Raw genomic sequence first — 16,567 nt, 5'->3', positions numbered from 1 at the left:
TTGCTACCAACGAAATGTTCCTATTGGAACAAAAAAGCCAAAACATCCTGATGTCCTTCTCCCATCGGAATATTTTGTTGATAGAAACTGATTTTGCAATTTCAATATCATTGCTACCAACCAAATGTTCCTATGGGAACAAAACGCCGAAACATCTTAATGTCCTTCTCCCATCGGGATATTTTGTTGATAGAAACTGATTTTACAATTTCAATATTATTGCTACCAACCAAATGTTCCTATTGGAACAAAACGCCGAAACATCCTGATGTCCTTCTCCCATCAGGATATTTTATTGATAGAAACTGATTTTGCAATTTCAATATTATTGCTACCAACCAAATGTTCCTATTGGAACAAAGACACCAAAACATTCTAATCCTTGTCCCATCGGGACATTTCGTTGGTAGAAGCTCGGAAAGATCAATATGGTTTTCGTTCCGTAGGAACGTTTCGTGCTATTGACAGGATGAATTAAAAACAGCACATTGCTTTCCGCATCCGGGTAGCGTACAAAAAAATAAGGCCAGCTTGTAAGCCGGCCTTATCATAATGCTTTTTGCAGAAAATGTTACTTAGATGAAGTCTTCGCTGCTTCTTTCGCAACAACCTCTCCGTTAAGATATAAAGTAATAGATCCGCCTTCTGTGTTACTGAAAACAGTTACAGGTTTGTTGAAAGAACCGGCAGCAGCAGCGTTAAAAGTCGCTTTAATAATACCTGTTTTTCCTGGTAATACAGGTGCTTTTGACCATACAGGAGTTGTACATCCGCATGACACCGTTACGTTTGAAATTACAATCGGATCAGTACCTGTATTTGTAAACACAAACTCATTTGTAACAGGTACTCCCTGAGGCACTTTACCAAATTTGTGTGTTTCTTCTTTGAATTTCAAAACACCTTTCTGAGCAAAACTTACAGTGGTTAAACCAACAAGTAAAACCAGCGCTGAAAAGAATACTTTCATAGTTGTAGTGGTAATGTTAATTGTGTGAAATTTTATTTAAGTAACAAGATTAAATTATAAAAACGAAATTTAGTAAACATTAACGTATGTTAACAATGCTTTCAAACTTATTGTGATTCATTGTTATGATTATTATTTTCCTGCATAATTTTGGCGTGCATTATAAAAAAATGTAACTTAACTACGGTTTCAACCCGTAACGTTTGCTTATGCTTCTAAATGATAGTTTGACCGGTTCCAGTGTTTTGAATAAAGAAAAGATAACAGACGACTACCGCCTGGCTTGTGAAAGTCGGCAGGTTAGCTTATTGGGGAGAAAAGACACAATGGGTGGCCGGTCCAAATTCGGTATTTTTGGAGATGGAAAAGAAGTAGTGCAAATTGCAATGGCAAGGGCTTTTAAGCCAGGTGATTTCCGCTCAGGATATTACCGCGATCAGACGGTTGAAGCCTGTCTGGGTAATTTAAGCTGGCAGCAATTCTTTGCACAAATGTACGCTCACGCCGATCTGGCACACGAGCCGCACACAGGTGGACGCTCGATGAACGGCCACTATGCAACCCGCTGGCTCGACGATCAGGGCGAGTGGCTTGACCAGACAAAACTTTATAATTCAGTTTGTGACATTTCACCGACAGCAGGCCAAGTTCCCCGTTCGGTAGGACTTGCCTACGCCTCAAAACTTTACAGAGCCAATAAGGATATTCAAAACCTGACCACGTTTTCCAACAAAGGAAATGAGATCGTTTTTGCGACGATCGGTGACGCATCAACTTCCCAGGGAATGTTCTGGGAAACCATGAATGCAGCCGGAGTGCTGCAAGTCCCGTTGATTATGTCCGTATGGGATGATGGTTATGGCATATCTGTCCCGATAGAATATCAGACAACAAAATCAAGTATTTCAAAAGCGCTGGCAGGGCTTCAGAGAAATGAAGAAGAGGCCGGCGTGGAAATTATTGCTGTTAATGGCTGGGACTATCCGGCGTTAATAGAAACATACCAAAAAGCAGCGAACCTCGCTCGTACTGAACAGGTTCCGGTTTTAATTCATGTAACCGAATTAACCCAGCCGCAGGGACATTCATCATCAGGCTCTCACGAAAGATATAAATCCAAACAACGGCTGCAATGGGAAAATGAACGCGATTGCAACGTGCGCTTCCGCGAATGGATTTTAAACAACGGCTATGCCACGGATGAAGAACTGGAACGCATTGAAGCGGACGCCAAAGAAACTGCCAGAGATGCACGAAACCGTGCCTGGAAAGCTTATCGGAAAGAGCTTGACACAGAACATCAGCAAACCGTTGAATTAATCCAGAAAACGGCAAAGGAAAGTATCTTTTCTGAGGAACTGACCGGAATTGCTTCTGAACTGAGTAAAACCTATTATCCTGTTCGCCGCGATAATCTTGTGAGTGTTCGTAAGGCTTTACGTGTGATACGAAATGAAAATACGCCTTCAAGAGTTGTAATGCAGGAATGGCTTCAGAACGAACTTGTTGTAAATGCCGAACGCTATAATAGTCAGCTTTACAGTGAGTCTGCTTTATCACCATTACATGTTCAGCCGGTGGAGCCCGTTTTTTCGGATGAAAGTATAACGGTGGATGGCCGCGAGGTGATCCGTTCTTATTTCAATGCTCTATTTGGCCAGGATTCCCGTGTTGTAGCCATTGGAGAAGACGTTGGGATGATTGGTGACGTGAACCAGGGATTGGCAGGCTTACAGGAAAAATACGGCGAACTGCGAATCACCGATACAGGTATCCGTGAAACGACTATTATTGGACAGGGAATAGGCATGGCCATGCGTGGCTTGCGCCCCATCGTTGAAATCCAGTATTTCGACTATATTTATTACGCACTGGCAACACTGACTGATGACCTTGCAAGTCTTCGTTATCGTACCGCAGGCGGTCAAAAGGCTCCCTTGATTATCCGTACCCGCGGACATCGTCTGGAAGGTATATGGCACTCAGGATCTCCCATGGGCACGATGTTAAGCAGTGTTCGCGGCTTGCATATTGCCGTACCCAGAAACTTCACACAGGCAGCGGGTCTTTATAACACCCTGATCAAAGGAGACGACCCTGCACTGGTTGTTGAGCCGCTTAATGCTTATCGTCAAAAGGAATTACTACCCGACAATATTGGAGAAATATGCGTCCCGCTTGGACAGCCTGAAATATTAAAAGAAGGAAAAGATGTTACCGTCGTTACTTATGGCTCCATGTGCCGTATAGTGATGGAGGCAGCAGCTCAATTGCATAGTCTGGGAATAGAAATAGAGGTTATTGATGTGCAAACATTATTACCCTTTGACATCGACAACCGGATTCTGGAATCAATTAAGAAAACGAACAGGGTTATTTTTGCGGATGAGGATGTGCCGGGAAGTGCGTCTGCATTTATGATGCAGCAGGTACTCGAAAAGCAAAATGCATACCGTTGGCTGGATTCAGCTCCTGTTACGATTTCGGCGAAACCGCACCGACCTCCATATGGTTCCGATGGTGATTATTTCACCAAACCGAACATGGATGATGTTGTTGAAGTAGCTTATAATATCATGCGGGAAACAGATCCATCACATTTTCCTGCGCTGTATTAACAATTGATTGAAAGTTGCTTGTCCGAAATTTATTAGTCACACTTAATAAATTCCGACATGTACAACAGCTTTGGTAAAAGACTTTTTGACCTTATACTCGCGGCGGCGGGATTAATCATCCTGTCTCCGCTATTTCTTTTTCTGTCTCTGCTGGTTCTCTTTCTGGATAAGCAATTCCCGTTTTACTATCAGCCACGTCCCGGTCTGCACGGAAAGATTTTTATCATTGCAAAGTTCAAAACAATGCGCGATTTACGGGATAAGGAGGGGATTCTCCTCCCTGACTTCCAACGAACAACACGTTTTGGGAAATTCCTGCGCCAAACTTCGCTCGACGAACTGCCTCAGCTTTGGAATGTATTAATCGGAGATATGAGCCTGGTTGGCCCCAGACCGTTACTGACAGAATATCTACCATTATACAACAAAACCCAATGGAGGCGGCATCATACCAAGCCCGGTATTACCGGATGGGCACAGATCAACGGTCGAAACAACATCGAATGGATTGAAAAGTTTGAATACGACTTATGGTATATCGACCACAAATCTTTTCAACTGGATCTGAACATTCTGTTTTTAACATTCAAAAAAGCAGTAATTCATGTTGAACCCGATACAACTCAAAACAAAACACCCGAAAAATTCACCGGATAACAGATGATACTCTGGTTAACTCTTATTCTGAATTCTTCATTTTTAATTCCCAATTCGATGCTCATTTATGGCGCTGGCGGACATGCAAAAGTGATCATTTCCATTCTTAGAGCGAATGGGCAGGAAATCAGTTGTATTTATGATGATGATGTGGCGAAACAAACCGTCTCCGGTCTCGCCGTAAAGGGTATTTACGAGGTATCGGCTTTCCCTGACAAAAAAATGATCATTGCCATCGGAAATAATAGAATCCGGAGAAAAATAGCCGGTTTGATCCATCATCCCTTTGGAACCGTTATACATCCCTCAGCCATCGTTGATCAAAGTGTAAAAGTGGGTGTAGGAACTTGTCTGATGCATCGTGCTGTGATACAGGCAGATTCAACGATTGGCAATCATGTGATCATCAATACCTCCGCATCCGTTGACCATGATTGTTTCATCGGAAATTTCGTCCATCTCGCACCGGGCGTTATCCTGGCTGGCAATGTAAAAATCGGCGAAAATTGTTTGATAGGTATTGGCAGTATTGTAGCTCCCGGTCTGACGATCGGCAAGAATTGTTTCGTAGCAGCGGGAAGCGTCATTACCAAAAACATTCCCGACGGGTCTACCGTGCGAGGAAATCCGGCCAGAATCTTAACCCTTTAGCGATGGAAAAAATATGGCTTTCACCTCCGCATCAAAGCGGGAATGAACTAAGGTATATCCAACAGGCACTGGAAAGCAATTATATAGCACCATTGGGACCTCATGTGGACGCGTTTGAGCAAAAACTGGCAAGTTATGCCGGTGTCACCCACGCTACCGCCCTTTCCTCCGGTACGGCAGCATTACATCTTGCATTAAAAATCCTGGATATTGGTCCCGGCGATATTGTCATTTGCCCAACTTTCACCTTTACTGCGAGTGCAAATCCAATCACGTATCTCGGTGCAACGCCCGTTTTCATTGACAGTGAAGAAACGACCTGGAATATGTGTCCAAATGTTTTGGAAGACGCTATCAGACATCTTATTCAAAAAGGGAAAAGACCAAAAGCAGTTATTGGCATACACATTTATGGAATGCCCATGCAGCTCGACGAGATATTAACGATATGTCAAAAGTATGAGATCCCTCTTATCGAAGATGCGGCAGAAGCGCTGGGATCCGTTTACAAGGGTAAAAAAGCAGGTGCATTTGGTCTGATGAGTATTTTCTCTTTTAATGGCAATAAAATTATTACTACCTCTGGTGGAGGAGCCCTATTATCCGGGAACGAATTGTATACACGAAAAGCCAGATTTTTAGCCTCTCAGGCCAAAGACGAAGCGCAACATTACCAGCATTCAGAAATTGGTTATAACTACCGTCTCAGTAATATCTGTGCCGCCATCGGGCTGGCGCAACTGGAAGTGATCGAAGATCGTGTAAAACGGCGCCGGGAAAACTTCGAGTTTTATAAGCAGGAACTGCGGCATATACCCGGTATTTCATTTCAAAACGAACCGGCTGATTGCTTTTCCAATCGATGGCTTACCTGCATGCTGATCGATCCGAAAACAGGCAATGGATATAACCGGGAAAGCATTCGCTTGCTTCTTGAGAAGGAAAATATAGAATCACGTCCGTTATGGAAACCACTGCACTTGCAGCCTGTTTTTAAAGACGCACTTTATTTTGGAGGAAATGTGGCCTGGAGGCTTTTTGAGGTTGGGCTTTGTTTGCCTTCGGGATCCAATTTGGGGATAACAGATATCTCAGCGATTACAGCATCCATAAAAATGCCCCCAAGAAGTTAGACACTTCTTGGGGGCTTGTATTCGGGATGTACTGTAAATAACTTATTACAATACCTCTAACTCATACTGCAATGGAGAGTAGGGAGGAATGCTCACAGTACCGTTAATCAGTTGTTTACCGTAGCCCAGACTTGAAGGAAAAACAGTAATGATTTTCTCTCCTTTTCTCATTTTACGTACAGCACGGTCAAAACCAGCAATGGCTCCATTCGTACCCGTAGTTATCGAATACGTGCTTTCCTGAACCTTTGTATCATCCAGAAGTTTTAGTGTATATTTTACATTTACCGATTTCCCAACTCCCAATGTATCACCAGTAACCGTATTGGTTCTGACAATTACTAAATTATCAGATGTCCTCTCTGACACTGTAAATTGTTTCTTGGTAAGAAAATCATCTATTTGCTCTACTTCTGTACGAGAGCTTACCAATTCAATATTCATCTTTAGAGCTGAATGTGCAGGAATATTTCCCTGAGCATAACTACCGAAAGCAAACGGAAAAGTCATAAAAATTGTGTTAACCTCTCCTACACGCATTCTGTTAATAGAAAGCTCCATACCTGCTAATACATAACCCAGACCCGTCCCAAATGGATACAAAAATGGCAGACTTTTATCATTTTCTGAGCTCACAACCTTGGTGCCATTCAAAAGGTATCCATTAAACTTAATATTAACCTTATCGCCAATTTTTGGCGTTTTTGCAGTTGGATTAGCCTTTCTCACAACATAGTATAACCCCGATGAATCACGTGTTGCAGTCAAAGCGCTGTCAGCTATGTATTTTTCAATTTGTCGCTCGTTCTCGACCAACTTCTCTTCATCATTATTCTCGATCGACTTATTACACGCTGCCATACCCACGACCACGGCAATCAGCATGCCCAGTTTCAAAAAGTTACTCTTCATTGTTCGTTTACCTTTTAATTGTTTTATAGACGGTTATTCATAGATTTTTTCACTCCACTATTACACTGACTTTCGTCAGGTCAAAAAGGTTGGAATACTTCTTAAAAAAATTTACTTTTTCATTTTTTCAAAATACAAACAGAAAGAAGTAAGCGGGCAAACATTGCATTTGGGAGTACGGGCAAGGCAGATATATCGCCCATGCAAAATAAGCCAGTGATGCGCTTTCGGCACCAGCGCAGTCGGGATATGACGCATTAGCCCTTTTTCCACAGCCAGCGGTGTCGTTGCCGTAGAAGGCACGAGCCCCAAACGACGCGAGACGCGGAATACGTGGGTATCTACGGCCATAGCAGGCTGATTAAAAATAACCGACGCAATAACATTAGCAGTCTTACGCCCGACACCCGGTAGCTCCTGAAGCTCGGCAATGGAGGCCGGAATTTCGGACCCGAATTTGTCAATCAGCAACCTGGCCATACCAACCAGATGTTTGCTCTTGTTATTGGGATAAGAAATAGATCTTATGTACGTAAATACCTCCTCCGCGTTCGAGGCAGCCAGTGCTTCCGGATCAGGATAGCGCTCAAACAAGGCTGGCGTAACCATATTGATCCGCTTGTCGGTGCACTGTGCCGAGAGAATAACAGCAACCAGCAGTTCGTAGGGATTGCTGTAATGAAGCTCCGTTTCAGGTTCGGGAAAATTGGTAGTGAAGTATTCTAAAAATAACCTAAAACGCTCTTTCCTGTTCATAAACTTATTGTACACTTGGAATTATATCACTGTAAAGGAGTGTGTGGCAATATTTTGCAAAAATGATTCAAAAAATTGTCGGGGAGATATGGCAATAACATGCAACCATCTTCTATTTACAGAAGACGCACCTAAGGCATGTCAGAAAAAAATTCTGACATGCCTTTAAACAAAGAAACAACCTACATTGCTTTCCTAGCAGGAAACCGCATTTGTAGATTGTTTCAATGAATATTGCCGTGAAAAATGAATGATTTTCTGGATAGAACGATCGGACGGAGTTCGCACAATCTTGTTCATCTGTTCCTTCATTTCGAGGGAATCCAGATAAAAATTCATTAGATCGTCATCAAGCGCTAGCGCTTCTGCGATTGATTCATTTTCATTTTGTGTTGTTTCGGCATATAAATACCTAATAACATCATCGTAGGTAAAAGTTTTTGTCATATTGCGGGGTACGTTGGCTGAATTGCTTGCGCAAATTAATCAACGCGTAACGCATCCGACCCAATGCCGTATTAATACTCACACCTGTGGCGTCCGCAATCTCCTGAAAGCTCATGTCCTCATAGTGGCGCATGATCAAAACCTGCTTCTGCACATCCGGTAGCCGTTGGATCATTTCCCTCAGCTGCTCGTGCGTTTCTTGACGAATTTGAATTGATTCAACGGAATCCTCCGAGAAATCCAATGTATTAAATACACTGCTTCCATCTTCGAACACTACATTGGGGTAGCGTTTATCGCGTCTGAAATAATCAATGGCTAGGTTGTGTGCGATCCGTATAATCCATGGTAAAAACTTACCTTCGTCATTATATCTGCCCGACTTAATTGTATCGACTGCCTTAATGAATGTATCCTGCAATAAATCTTCGGCTACATATTGGTCCTTGACAATCAGATAAATGGTCGTATAAATTCGTGACTTATGGCGCTGAACAAGCTTTTCAAAAGCCTTCTCATTACCACGAATATACAATGTTACCAACTCACTGTCGCTAACTTGGACTTTCTCCATTTTACTATTCGATTTAGTTAACGTAGAGCAGTTCGTCTATATTGTTTCTCCTTTCTGGATAAGTGTGAAAATAATGTGTTTTATCTGTATTTTGAATTATATTAATCAAAGAAATAGATTTGGTAAATGATTTGCAAATGTTTGCTCCGCTTTTTTTTTAATTTATTTCTAATTAACAGATGTTAACAACTAAATTAACAAGAGTGTGGATTTTTTCTACAACAGGCCGAACACTATACTTATTGATGCAAATAATTGAACTTATCGAATAATATACGAATTCACCTCACATTTCAGATCATTTTCAACGCAATCAAAATAAAAAATATAAATTGGTGTTTTTCCGTTTAAGCCGGAACCAGTAAGCATTGTATATCATGAAATATAAGCATCTTTTTTTTGACCTTGATCACACACTCTGGGATTTTGAGCGAAACAGCTCGGAATCTCTGGAAGATATTTTCTACAAATCCGATTTAACAAGCCATGGCGTGCCTTCTTTGGAGCTTTTTATCCAATCGTTCTTGCGGATAAACACAGAACTCTGGGATGCCTTTGACCGTGGAAAGCTTCACCATTCCTATATACGTGCCAACCGGTTTAAGATGGTTTTTGAAGAATTGGGTGTTGCGTGTCCGGACAATCATGAAGAAATCGGTGAAATTTATTTACAAACACTTCCTGGAAAAAGACATCTTCTCGAAGGTGCTTTGGACTTATTGGATTATGTTTCTTCAAAAGGTTACAACCTTCACATTGTCACAAACGGCTTCAATGATATCCAGGCGAGGAAAATTGCCAGTTCCGGGATCAGTAGTTACTTTGGCAATGTTGTCACGTTTGAAAATGCCAATGCCAAAAAACCGGATCCCAAGATTTTCGCCTATGCATTAGAAATTTCCAACGCAGCGCCGGAAGAAAGCATCATGATTGGAGATAACTGGATTGCGGATATCCTTGGAGCAAAACAGTTTGGCCTGGATACCGTTTATGTAAATCCGGCCGGGTTGAAATTTGACGAAACGCCAACCTATGACATCAGACGACTCGAAGAGTTAAAACTTGTTTTCTAGCATTTTCCTGAGCTTTCAATAGCTAAAAAGCAACGGGTTCAATGCACCATCCGGATTGGACCCAACCGTTTTTGACGAAAGCCAGGTTTCCCAGTCTGCCTGCTGGTAGCTATTACGCGGTTCCGTAATCTGCTGGTCTTTATCCATGTAAATCATTGTCATGACCTTTCTGGCGCTACCCGACACATTTGCACCCGCCCGATGAAATAACCAGCCCGCGTGAAAACTCACTTCACCCAAATCAAAAGGAGTTTCATTCACAGCAAACTGTTTCAGCTGAGCCGTCATCAATGCCTCACTTTCGTCACTGATCTCTAAATCACGCCCGATTTCAACTGTGTGACTTTTTTCTGCAAAAGCCAGCGGCCCCATTTCCATGGATGTCTTTTGAAGCGGGATCCAAACCGTAACAGTCTTCGGCGACGATAATGGCCAGTAAAACTGATCCGCATGCCATGGTGTTATTCCTCCTGAAGATTCCTTATAAAGTGCCTGGTCGTGATACAACCGCACGCCCTGAACCTGCATTAAATCCGCCGCGATTTTGGCCAGACGCTTTGAAAAAACAAATTCTTTTACCTCATCGTTTTCACGCCATAAATTCATGATTTGCAAAAACGCGCGCTCATAAGTCGTACGCTCTTCCATCGGCTTGGTGAGTTTATTCAACTTGAAAACAAGATCTGTGATAAGCGATCCATAATAGCTCAAAATCTCCGCGCTTAAAACATCCTTTAACTTGACATAGCCAAATTCATTGTAAAAGGCGATAGCATCCTGAGTTAAATCATAGGATTCAGCTAGTTCTTCCTCGAAATACTTTTTATTTAAAACAGTCATGAGCCGGTTCGATGTCTTTTATCAAAAAAGAAGATCCCTGCTAAAAACTACCCGATTTGATCGGCTTCGTAGAAATCGATTTTCTTTTCACGAAGAAAGTTTTTGATCACGTCTACATGAACACACTGACCCACGTTAAGAAAAGGATAGTTGGAAACCCGTTTACGACGACCTTCGGTGATAACCTCCCGGTTAACCTGATCAAAACCCAGATGAAGATGCCGCGTGGCACTTTGCATACCATATATGAGGCCGTTGCGATCAAAAAGCGGCCCCCCGCTCTGACCGCGTAGTCCGGGTGTACTCATTTCAATACTAACAGTTCCATCATTCTCACCGATGTGACGGGTTATAATGCCGTCAATAGGGAAGCTGGGTGTATGAATGCGACCTTCCTTGATCCACTCGATATCGTTGGTGGCTTTGTTCAGCTTGTAATTTGTGAACTCCGGGAATGGATATCCGAGCCGGCAAAGATATCTTCCCTGTTTAACCTGCCTGCTGTCTTTCAGGAAATGCGCAAAACCTTGGTATAATTTTGCTCCATAATCCCGAAAACGAACGATGGCCAAATCCTGGGTCGGATGCAAATGAATGGTTAAGCTTTTATAGCCATCGACGCAGTTGATAAAATTGGAAAGGATACGGATTGGCGTTTCCGCCGTGATCTTATATTTTGCTTCCAGAAATTGCCGCTGTGTTTCATACCCGGGATCCCGTTCAAAACGACGTAATTCTCCTTTAAATTTGAGATAATTTTCGTAAATCTGATTGGCGTGGAGAATTTGCTGAGCCACATGGCGACACGTCACAGCAAAACCGTTTTCGTTGACAAAAAAAAGGGTACCCGTACCAGGAATGATGTCGGTACCTCCGTAATAACGTGCAATAAAATGAATAGGACGGGTAAACTGATCTACCCTTTCAATAGCTTCAACAAACATACAAGAAGAATAAAAAGAGGGATTTTACTGATGTTGGATTGGAATAATCGCTTCTGTCTGATCCCAGCTTAATATCATATTGGTGCCGTTTGGCTGATCCTGAAAGTATATCTTAAACAACTCTTCAACCCTGGGATTAATACGGATGGCGACATCGCTTTTCAGCAAGTCCTGCCCGTCGTTGTAGCTAGTACCCCATTGCCCTGTCTCACTATTTAAGATAACGGTCCAGGCAGATTGTCCAGGTATTGTCCACAAAGAATAGGAGCCAGGTTTAACCGGTCTTCCTGCAAAACTTATTCCCTCTCCAATTTTAATGACCGTCGCCTCATTCGCCCCCGTACGCCATACCTTGCCATAGGGAACCAACGCTTTGTCTTGCTCCCTCCCGAAAATGTATCTTCCTTTTTTTCCTGGCTGGCTGTAATTTACATCAATATCAATTCCTTTTTCATGATACGATGCGACAGATGACGGGCTAAATGATTTAGTATACTTGCGCAGAATAATAAAACCTGCGAGAACAACGGCTATAACGATTGAAAGGGTCAGGAGAGTTTTCTTCATAGGAGTTTAAGGGCAGACGATGCGATAAAAGGTATAACTTATCGACAAACGAATATAATAGTAGGTATCTTTTTTAGAAGGATCCCCTTGTTCAAGCTTAACGGTAGATTTCGGATCTCCTCCCAAATTGTCGTAATAATCGCTAAACGTTTTACGCGTACCATATTCCAGACCGATATTCCAGGGCCTGCGTATCTGATATTTAATTCCGACGCCGTAGGGGATCACGAGTGAATTTGTCTTATAGCTATCGGTTACGACATCCGGCTTGAATTTCGAAATACCCAGTCCACCGAAAACATAGGGGGTCCAGTTTACGGCAAATCTTTTTTCTTGGTAATCGAGGAAATTGTATTCCGCCACAGCACTTGCCTCCGTGATCCGAGTACGGAAAGACATATTACGAGCCTTTTGAAAAGGGTCTTTGCTATATTGATCAGCAGCACCAATCAAACCCGCCGCAAGTTCTGCCCGAAGAGATAACGCCTGATTGGGATTATATCTAAAGAACAGGCTTCCTCCCGGTTTGAAAAACCGGAATTTGAATGAAGGGGAGATATCTCCTTTGTAATTAAATACCCCTAGTCCGCCCCCCACTTCTATTTTTTGTGCCTGTACAGTTCCATGCTGAACAGTTAAAATAGTGATTACCAGTACTAATAATTTAAGAGAAAACTTCACCCGGAACCATTTTTAACTTTTAATTCAAAAAAGAAAATTTAATTATTTTAACGGCGGACATTTCACCTGCGTAGGAAGAATGTATGTGATGTGAATTGTTCCGGTCATGTAATTATCGTTGGCTTTCGGATTGTTGCCTCGCTGCCCATAATTACCATAATTCTGCGCTATCAATATATCATAGGGATCCTGGTCCGTAACACCCGGATAAGCATTTTGAACAAACTTGGTAAGTCCAGGTGTCCGATCCTTCCCCTTCTTAACAGAGATCCGCTCTCCTGATCTGTTTGCTAATTTCAAGGCTGTTTCATTGTCTGCAAAAACTGATTTATCGGCATAATTTCCAGCAACATCATCCAGATAATCAGTAAACGAAAACCGAAAACCTAATTCTGCACCTATATCAAACCGGTCATTTATTTTATAACGTACACCAATCCCAATTGGAATAGCCATTTGAATCAATGAATAAGGTTTCGAAAAACCAGGGCGGCCTTGTCCCTCAGTACCCAAAGGCTGTAACTTTACCCACTTCCCCCCCAAAGTATCTAATGCTTTTGGGTTATGAGCAACCGCGGCAATACCTGCAAATAAATAGGTCCCGAACTGAGTACGACGGTCATAGCTTCGATTGTCGGGAGTTAATTTAAAAATTCCCACAACCGCGAACTCTTTAAGATCATTCCGGAAACTCAAATTTCTTGGAAATCTAATGTTTGTTGGATCCTTTTCATTCATTTTATAATCGTCCCCAACAATTCTTGCATATGTAAATGAGGCACGGGCCGCTAAACGAGGTGTAAAATGCCTGGTATAATTGCCCGTTACACTCCATCGCATCATGCCAAAAGTAGATCTTAAAGGTGTAGTGTAAGAAGCCATATCTCCGTAATAGCTAGATGTTCCAACTCCAAATCCAACAGAAGAATAAGGAACAAACATACCTCTCTTTACCTGTGCCTCAGTTGTGTGATTTATTACCAACAAACCCAGCACTACAAAAAATACCAGCTTTTTGCTTATCGGTCTCATTAGAAAATTTTTAATCATTTTGGATCAATTTTTTGCAAAAATAGAATAGTTGTCGGTTTTCTTCAGGATATATCTCCTTTTCAACGTATTTCTCATAATTTTATTTGTGTTGTGCACATAATTTAAATCATCATATTTCGTCCGTTTTACAATTAGTACTTTAATCTGTGTTAAAAGTAACTTCGTCGGGGACGATATTACGGGTCTTACTTCTGAGAAACCGGCAAAATTCAGTATTATTGTATAATTGAAATTAAGATCTTTCTCAGATGATTACCAGTAAAAACCTGCATTTCTCTTATTCTTCTCAAAAACAGTTCAGCTTCCCCGATATAAGTTGTAATGACAAAGAAGCCCTTCTGATCCTGGGACAATCTGGCCGTGGGAAAACGACTTTTTTACATTTGCTGGCACTTTTACTGCAACCGGATTCCGGGAATATTCATATTGCCGGCAAAGAATTATCCGGCTTGTCCTCAACAGAAAGAACGAATATCAGGGCAAAAAATTTGGGTATCATTTACCAGCGCGCTCATTTTGTAAGCGCTTTGTCGGTTCTGGATAACATTTTACTATCCAGTTATCTGGCCGGAAATAAACAGGATAAAGAAAAAGCTGGTTATCTGGCCGAACAACTTGGCTTTGCTGAGCATTTACACAAGAAAACCACACAATTAAGCCAGGGAGAACAGCAGCGGGTCAGTATCGCGAGAGCGTTGATGAATAACCCAAACGTCATTTTAGCCGATGAACCAACCTCCAACCTGGATGATAACAATTGCCAGAAAGTTATTGACTTACTAAAAAAACAGTCTTTTTCAATTGGCGCCAGCCTTGTGGTGGTCACCCACGACCAGCGCCTGAAAGATGAGTTTCCCAATCAGGTATTTCTGTAAAATCTACCCTAGTACAACCTACAAGTTTACGTGCGTGTAAACTTCAACTTATAAGCATCGACATAATGAACCTTCTTAAGATCAGCTTAGCCAACCTGAAAGAAAAAAAATTAAACAGTTTTCTCAGTGCAATGCTGCTTACCCTCGGCATTGGAATGATCTCTTTACTCTTGCTTTTGAACAAACAGCTGGACGAGCAATTTCGAAGAAATATCAAGGGAATTGATATGGTTGTCGGCGCAAAAGGGAGCCCTTTGCAGCTGATTCTGTCCAGTATTTATCAGATTGATGCTCCAACCGGCAATGTTCCCCTGTCTGAGGTCAATTCGCTAAAACGGAATCCCTTTATCAAAAACGTTATCCCGCTGTCGATGGGTGATAACTATCACGGATTCCGGATTGTCGGCACCACTACGAAATATGTTGACCATTTTCAGGCAAAAATAGCCGAGGGAAGCATGTTCAGTCAACCCATGGAAGTTGTACTTGGAAGTAAAGCTGCCAAAAATTCGGCGCTAAAAATCGGTGATACCTTTGCCAGTTCCCACGGACTAGACTCCGATGGCGATGCCCACAACGATAAAAAATACAAAGTCGTTGGGATCTTCGAACCTACGGGTTCTGTGGTGGATCAGCTGGTCTTAACAAATCTGGAAAGTGTCTGGGAAATTCACGAGCATGCGGAAGCACCCGCAGCAGGCGTAAAGGAAAATGATCCTGCACACGAAGAAGATATGGCCGAACCTCATCACGAAGATGAAAAACAGGTTACCAGCGCGTTGATACAGTTCAGGAATCCAATGGGACTAATCACGATTCCCCGCCAGATCAATGAAAATACCTCGATGCAGGCTGCTTTGCCCAGCATCGAGATTAACAGATTATTCTCTCTTCTGGGTGTAGGGATCGACACCTTACGGGTCCTCGCACTCGTCATCATTGTCATTGCGGGCGTCAGCGTATTTATTTCGCTCTACAGTTCGCTTAAAGAACGGAAGTACGAAATGGCACTGATGCTATCCATGGGCGCCACCCGAACCAAATTGTTTTTGATGCTTTTGATGGAAGGTTTGCTGCTGGCCGTTACGGGTTATCTGGCAGGCATTATTTTAAGCCGGGCGGGATTATGGCTTTTCGGAAGAGCTGCCGAACAGGATTTTCATTATTCCATCCGTGAGTTTAATGTGTTGCCTGAGGAAATATATCTTCTTGCAGGTGCGTTGATCCTGGGATTACTTGCGGCCGCTTTACCGTCACTGGGTATTTACCGGCTGAATATCTCGCGGACATTGGCGGAGGAATGATATTAATCGTATTTTTGTTAACCAACCTGAATCCTTTTTTGCACTAATAATTAAAACATTATGAAATCAGTACGTTTCATAGCGGCTTTCTTGCTCCTTACCTCTTTGTTTGCTTTTACACCTGCGGCAGCACCTGTAAAACTGACCTGGGAAACTTTGCGTGATGTTACTTTCAAGAAGAAGTGGTATGCGGAAGAATCCATTTACATGCTGCATCCAACCTTTGGGCCGAGCGTTCAGAAGCTAAAAAACCAGCCTGTAACCATTACGGGGTATATTCTTCCGGTTGATCTGGACGCCAATTTGTATGTACTGTCCGCTTTTCCTTTCAGTGCCTGTTTTTTCTGCGGGGGAGCTGGTCCTGAAACCGTTATGACCTTAAATTTTAAAAAAAATGGCCGTAAGTTCAAAACAGACGAACGTCTGACTTTTCAAGGGACTTTACAGCTTAACGCCGACGATATTTATAAAATGAATTATATTCTGGATGGCGCTGAAATTGTAGACTAACC

18 protein-coding genes are annotated in these 16,567 nt (G+C 42.3%); 8 read left to right on the top strand and 10 right to left on the bottom strand.

Annotated elements, in window-relative coordinates:
• Positions 1-571: 571 nt before the first annotated feature.
• Entirely contained in the window at positions 572-970 is a 399-nt protein-coding gene (locus M1L62_RS21200; RefSeq protein WP_254561630.1) for a DUF1573 domain-containing protein, read from the bottom strand.
• A gap of 209 nt (positions 971-1,179) precedes the next feature.
• On the opposite strand from M1L62_RS21200, the gene M1L62_RS21195 reads away from it, so the two are divergent.
• Genes M1L62_RS21195 through M1L62_RS21180 form a run of 4 tightly spaced genes read left to right on the top strand, consistent with a single transcriptional unit; the run spans position 1,180 to position 6,029 of the window.
• Positions 1,180-3,588 carry an alpha-ketoacid dehydrogenase subunit alpha/beta gene (locus M1L62_RS21195; RefSeq protein ID WP_254561629.1) on the top strand — a complete coding sequence of 803 codons (2,409 nt, stop codon included), beginning with the start codon at positions 1,180-1,182 and terminating at the stop codon, positions 3,586-3,588.
• 57 nt (positions 3,589-3,645) lie between these two features.
• A complete protein-coding gene (locus M1L62_RS21190; protein WP_254561628.1) occupies positions 3,646-4,245 on the top strand; it encodes a sugar transferase in 600 nt (199 codons plus the stop codon).
• Between the two features lie 3 nt (positions 4,246-4,248).
• Positions 4,249-4,896, top strand: a complete 648-nt coding sequence (locus M1L62_RS21185; protein WP_254561627.1) for an acetyltransferase — start codon at positions 4,249-4,251, stop codon at positions 4,894-4,896.
• Positions 4,897-4,898: 2 nt separating this feature from the next.
• Entirely contained in the window at positions 4,899-6,029 is a 1,131-nt protein-coding gene (locus M1L62_RS21180; RefSeq protein WP_254561626.1) for a DegT/DnrJ/EryC1/StrS family aminotransferase, read from the top strand.
• Positions 6,030-6,074: 45 nt separating this feature from the next.
• Here the strand turns inward: M1L62_RS21180 and M1L62_RS21175 are convergent, their stop codons facing one another.
• The 4 genes from M1L62_RS21175 to M1L62_RS21160 all read right to left on the bottom strand — a co-directional run bounded on the left by M1L62_RS21175 (position 6,075) and on the right by M1L62_RS21160 (position 8,718).
• A complete protein-coding gene (locus tag M1L62_RS21175) occupies positions 6,075-6,941 on the bottom strand; it encodes an FKBP-type peptidyl-prolyl cis-trans isomerase (protein WP_254561625.1) in 867 nt (288 codons plus the stop codon).
• 111 nt (positions 6,942-7,052) lie between these two features.
• Positions 7,053-7,697, bottom strand: a complete 645-nt coding sequence (gene nth, locus M1L62_RS21170) for an endonuclease III (RefSeq protein WP_254561624.1) — start codon at positions 7,695-7,697, stop codon at positions 7,053-7,055.
• 195 nt (positions 7,698-7,892) lie between these two features.
• Positions 7,893-8,144: a hypothetical protein gene (locus tag M1L62_RS21165; protein ID WP_254561623.1), complete on the bottom strand. Its 252-nt coding sequence runs from the start codon at positions 8,142-8,144 to the stop codon at positions 7,893-7,895.
• A complete protein-coding gene (locus M1L62_RS21160; protein ID WP_090340234.1) occupies positions 8,119-8,718 on the bottom strand; it encodes an RNA polymerase sigma factor in 600 nt (199 codons plus the stop codon). The genes M1L62_RS21165 and M1L62_RS21160 overlap by 26 nt, the downstream gene beginning before the upstream one ends.
• A 377-nt stretch (positions 8,719-9,095) precedes the next feature.
• On the opposite strand from M1L62_RS21160, the gene M1L62_RS21155 reads away from it, so the two are divergent.
• Positions 9,096-9,791, top strand: coding sequence for a YjjG family noncanonical pyrimidine nucleotidase (locus M1L62_RS21155; RefSeq protein WP_254561622.1), 696 nt, complete (start codon positions 9,096-9,098; stop codon positions 9,789-9,791).
• A 15-nt stretch (positions 9,792-9,806) separates the two neighbouring features.
• On the opposite strand, the gene M1L62_RS21150 is transcribed toward M1L62_RS21155, so the two are convergent.
• Genes M1L62_RS21150 through M1L62_RS21130 form a run of 5 tightly spaced genes read right to left on the bottom strand, consistent with a single transcriptional unit; the run spans position 9,807 to position 13,855 of the window.
• Positions 9,807-10,631, bottom strand: a complete 825-nt coding sequence (locus M1L62_RS21150) for a phytanoyl-CoA dioxygenase family protein (protein ID WP_254561621.1) — start codon at positions 10,629-10,631, stop codon at positions 9,807-9,809.
• A gap of 47 nt (positions 10,632-10,678) precedes the next feature.
• Positions 10,679-11,575: a S1 family peptidase gene (locus M1L62_RS21145; protein ID WP_254561620.1), complete on the bottom strand. Its 897-nt coding sequence runs from the start codon at positions 11,573-11,575 to the stop codon at positions 10,679-10,681.
• Positions 11,576-11,599: 24 nt separating this feature from the next.
• The gene (locus tag M1L62_RS21140; protein ID WP_254561619.1) at positions 11,600-12,142 is read right to left on the bottom strand and encodes a DUF2911 domain-containing protein; all 543 of its coding nucleotides are present in this window, start codon (positions 12,140-12,142) and stop codon (positions 11,600-11,602) included.
• A 6-nt stretch (positions 12,143-12,148) separates the two neighbouring features.
• Positions 12,149-12,823 carry a type IX secretion system protein PorG gene (gene porG / locus M1L62_RS21135; RefSeq protein WP_254561618.1) on the bottom strand — a complete coding sequence of 225 codons (675 nt, stop codon included), beginning with the start codon at positions 12,821-12,823 and terminating at the stop codon, positions 12,149-12,151.
• A gap of 42 nt (positions 12,824-12,865) precedes the next feature.
• Positions 12,866-13,855, bottom strand: coding sequence for a DUF6089 family protein (locus M1L62_RS21130; protein WP_254561617.1), 990 nt, complete (start codon positions 13,853-13,855; stop codon positions 12,866-12,868).
• 269 nt (positions 13,856-14,124) lie between these two features.
• Between M1L62_RS21130 and M1L62_RS21125 the strand changes: the two genes are divergently transcribed.
• The 3 genes from M1L62_RS21125 (at position 14,125) to M1L62_RS21115 (ending at position 16,565) form a co-directional block, all read left to right on the top strand.
• On the top strand, positions 14,125-14,751 hold the full coding sequence (locus M1L62_RS21125) for an ABC transporter ATP-binding protein (protein WP_254561616.1): 627 nt from the start codon (positions 14,125-14,127) through the stop codon (positions 14,749-14,751).
• Between the two features lie 65 nt (positions 14,752-14,816).
• The gene (locus M1L62_RS21120; protein ID WP_254561615.1) at positions 14,817-16,055 is read left to right on the top strand and encodes an ABC transporter permease; all 1,239 of its coding nucleotides are present in this window, start codon (positions 14,817-14,819) and stop codon (positions 16,053-16,055) included.
• A gap of 60 nt (positions 16,056-16,115) precedes the next feature.
• On the top strand, positions 16,116-16,565 hold the full coding sequence (locus M1L62_RS21115; RefSeq protein WP_254561614.1) for a YEATS domain-containing protein: 450 nt from the start codon (positions 16,116-16,118) through the stop codon (positions 16,563-16,565).
• The last annotated feature ends 2 nt before the right edge of the window (positions 16,566-16,567 follow it).

This window comes from Dyadobacter diqingensis (genome assembly GCF_024220585.1).
Taxonomy (GTDB): Bacteria; Bacteroidota; Bacteroidia; order Cytophagales; family Spirosomataceae; genus Dyadobacter; species Dyadobacter diqingensis.
This window is presented reverse-complemented; position numbering and strand designations above follow the sequence as displayed.

What these genes read in the sequence shown, in the direction of transcription:
- M1L62_RS21150 (WP_254561621.1), bottom strand. Translation starts at nt 10,631, where the DNA reads ATGACTGTTTTAAATAAAAAGTATTTCGAGGAAGAACTAGCTGAATCC.
- M1L62_RS21180 (WP_254561626.1), top strand. Translation starts at nt 4,899, where the DNA reads ATGGAAAAAATATGGCTTTCACCTCCGCATCAAAGCGGGAATGAACTA.
- nth (WP_254561624.1), bottom strand. Translation starts at nt 7,697, where the DNA reads ATGAACAGGAAAGAGCGTTTTAGGTTATTTTTAGAATACTTCACTACC.
- M1L62_RS21185 (WP_254561627.1), top strand. Translation starts at nt 4,249, where the DNA reads ATGATACTCTGGTTAACTCTTATTCTGAATTCTTCATTTTTAATTCCC.
- M1L62_RS21130 (WP_254561617.1), bottom strand. Translation starts at nt 13,855, where the DNA reads ATGAGACCGATAAGCAAAAAGCTGGTATTTTTTGTAGTGCTGGGTTTG.
- M1L62_RS21175 (WP_254561625.1), bottom strand. Translation starts at nt 6,941, where the DNA reads ATGAAGAGTAACTTTTTGAAACTGGGCATGCTGATTGCCGTGGTCGTG.
- M1L62_RS21145 (WP_254561620.1), bottom strand. Translation starts at nt 11,575, where the DNA reads ATGTTTGTTGAAGCTATTGAAAGGGTAGATCAGTTTACCCGTCCTATT.
- M1L62_RS21190 (WP_254561628.1), top strand. Translation starts at nt 3,646, where the DNA reads ATGTACAACAGCTTTGGTAAAAGACTTTTTGACCTTATACTCGCGGCG.
- M1L62_RS21155 (WP_254561622.1), top strand. Translation starts at nt 9,096, where the DNA reads ATGAAATATAAGCATCTTTTTTTTGACCTTGATCACACACTCTGGGAT.
- M1L62_RS21120 (WP_254561615.1), top strand. Translation starts at nt 14,817, where the DNA reads ATGAACCTTCTTAAGATCAGCTTAGCCAACCTGAAAGAAAAAAAATTA.
- M1L62_RS21115 (WP_254561614.1), top strand. Translation starts at nt 16,116, where the DNA reads ATGAAATCAGTACGTTTCATAGCGGCTTTCTTGCTCCTTACCTCTTTG.
- M1L62_RS21200 (WP_254561630.1), bottom strand. Translation starts at nt 970, where the DNA reads ATGAAAGTATTCTTTTCAGCGCTGGTTTTACTTGTTGGTTTAACCACT.
- M1L62_RS21160 (WP_090340234.1), bottom strand. Translation starts at nt 8,718, where the DNA reads ATGGAGAAAGTCCAAGTTAGCGACAGTGAGTTGGTAACATTGTATATT.
- M1L62_RS21140 (WP_254561619.1), bottom strand. Translation starts at nt 12,142, where the DNA reads ATGAAGAAAACTCTCCTGACCCTTTCAATCGTTATAGCCGTTGTTCTC.
- M1L62_RS21195 (WP_254561629.1), top strand. Translation starts at nt 1,180, where the DNA reads ATGCTTCTAAATGATAGTTTGACCGGTTCCAGTGTTTTGAATAAAGAA.
- M1L62_RS21125 (WP_254561616.1), top strand. Translation starts at nt 14,125, where the DNA reads ATGATTACCAGTAAAAACCTGCATTTCTCTTATTCTTCTCAAAAACAG.
- M1L62_RS21165 (WP_254561623.1), bottom strand. Translation starts at nt 8,144, where the DNA reads ATGACAAAAACTTTTACCTACGATGATGTTATTAGGTATTTATATGCC.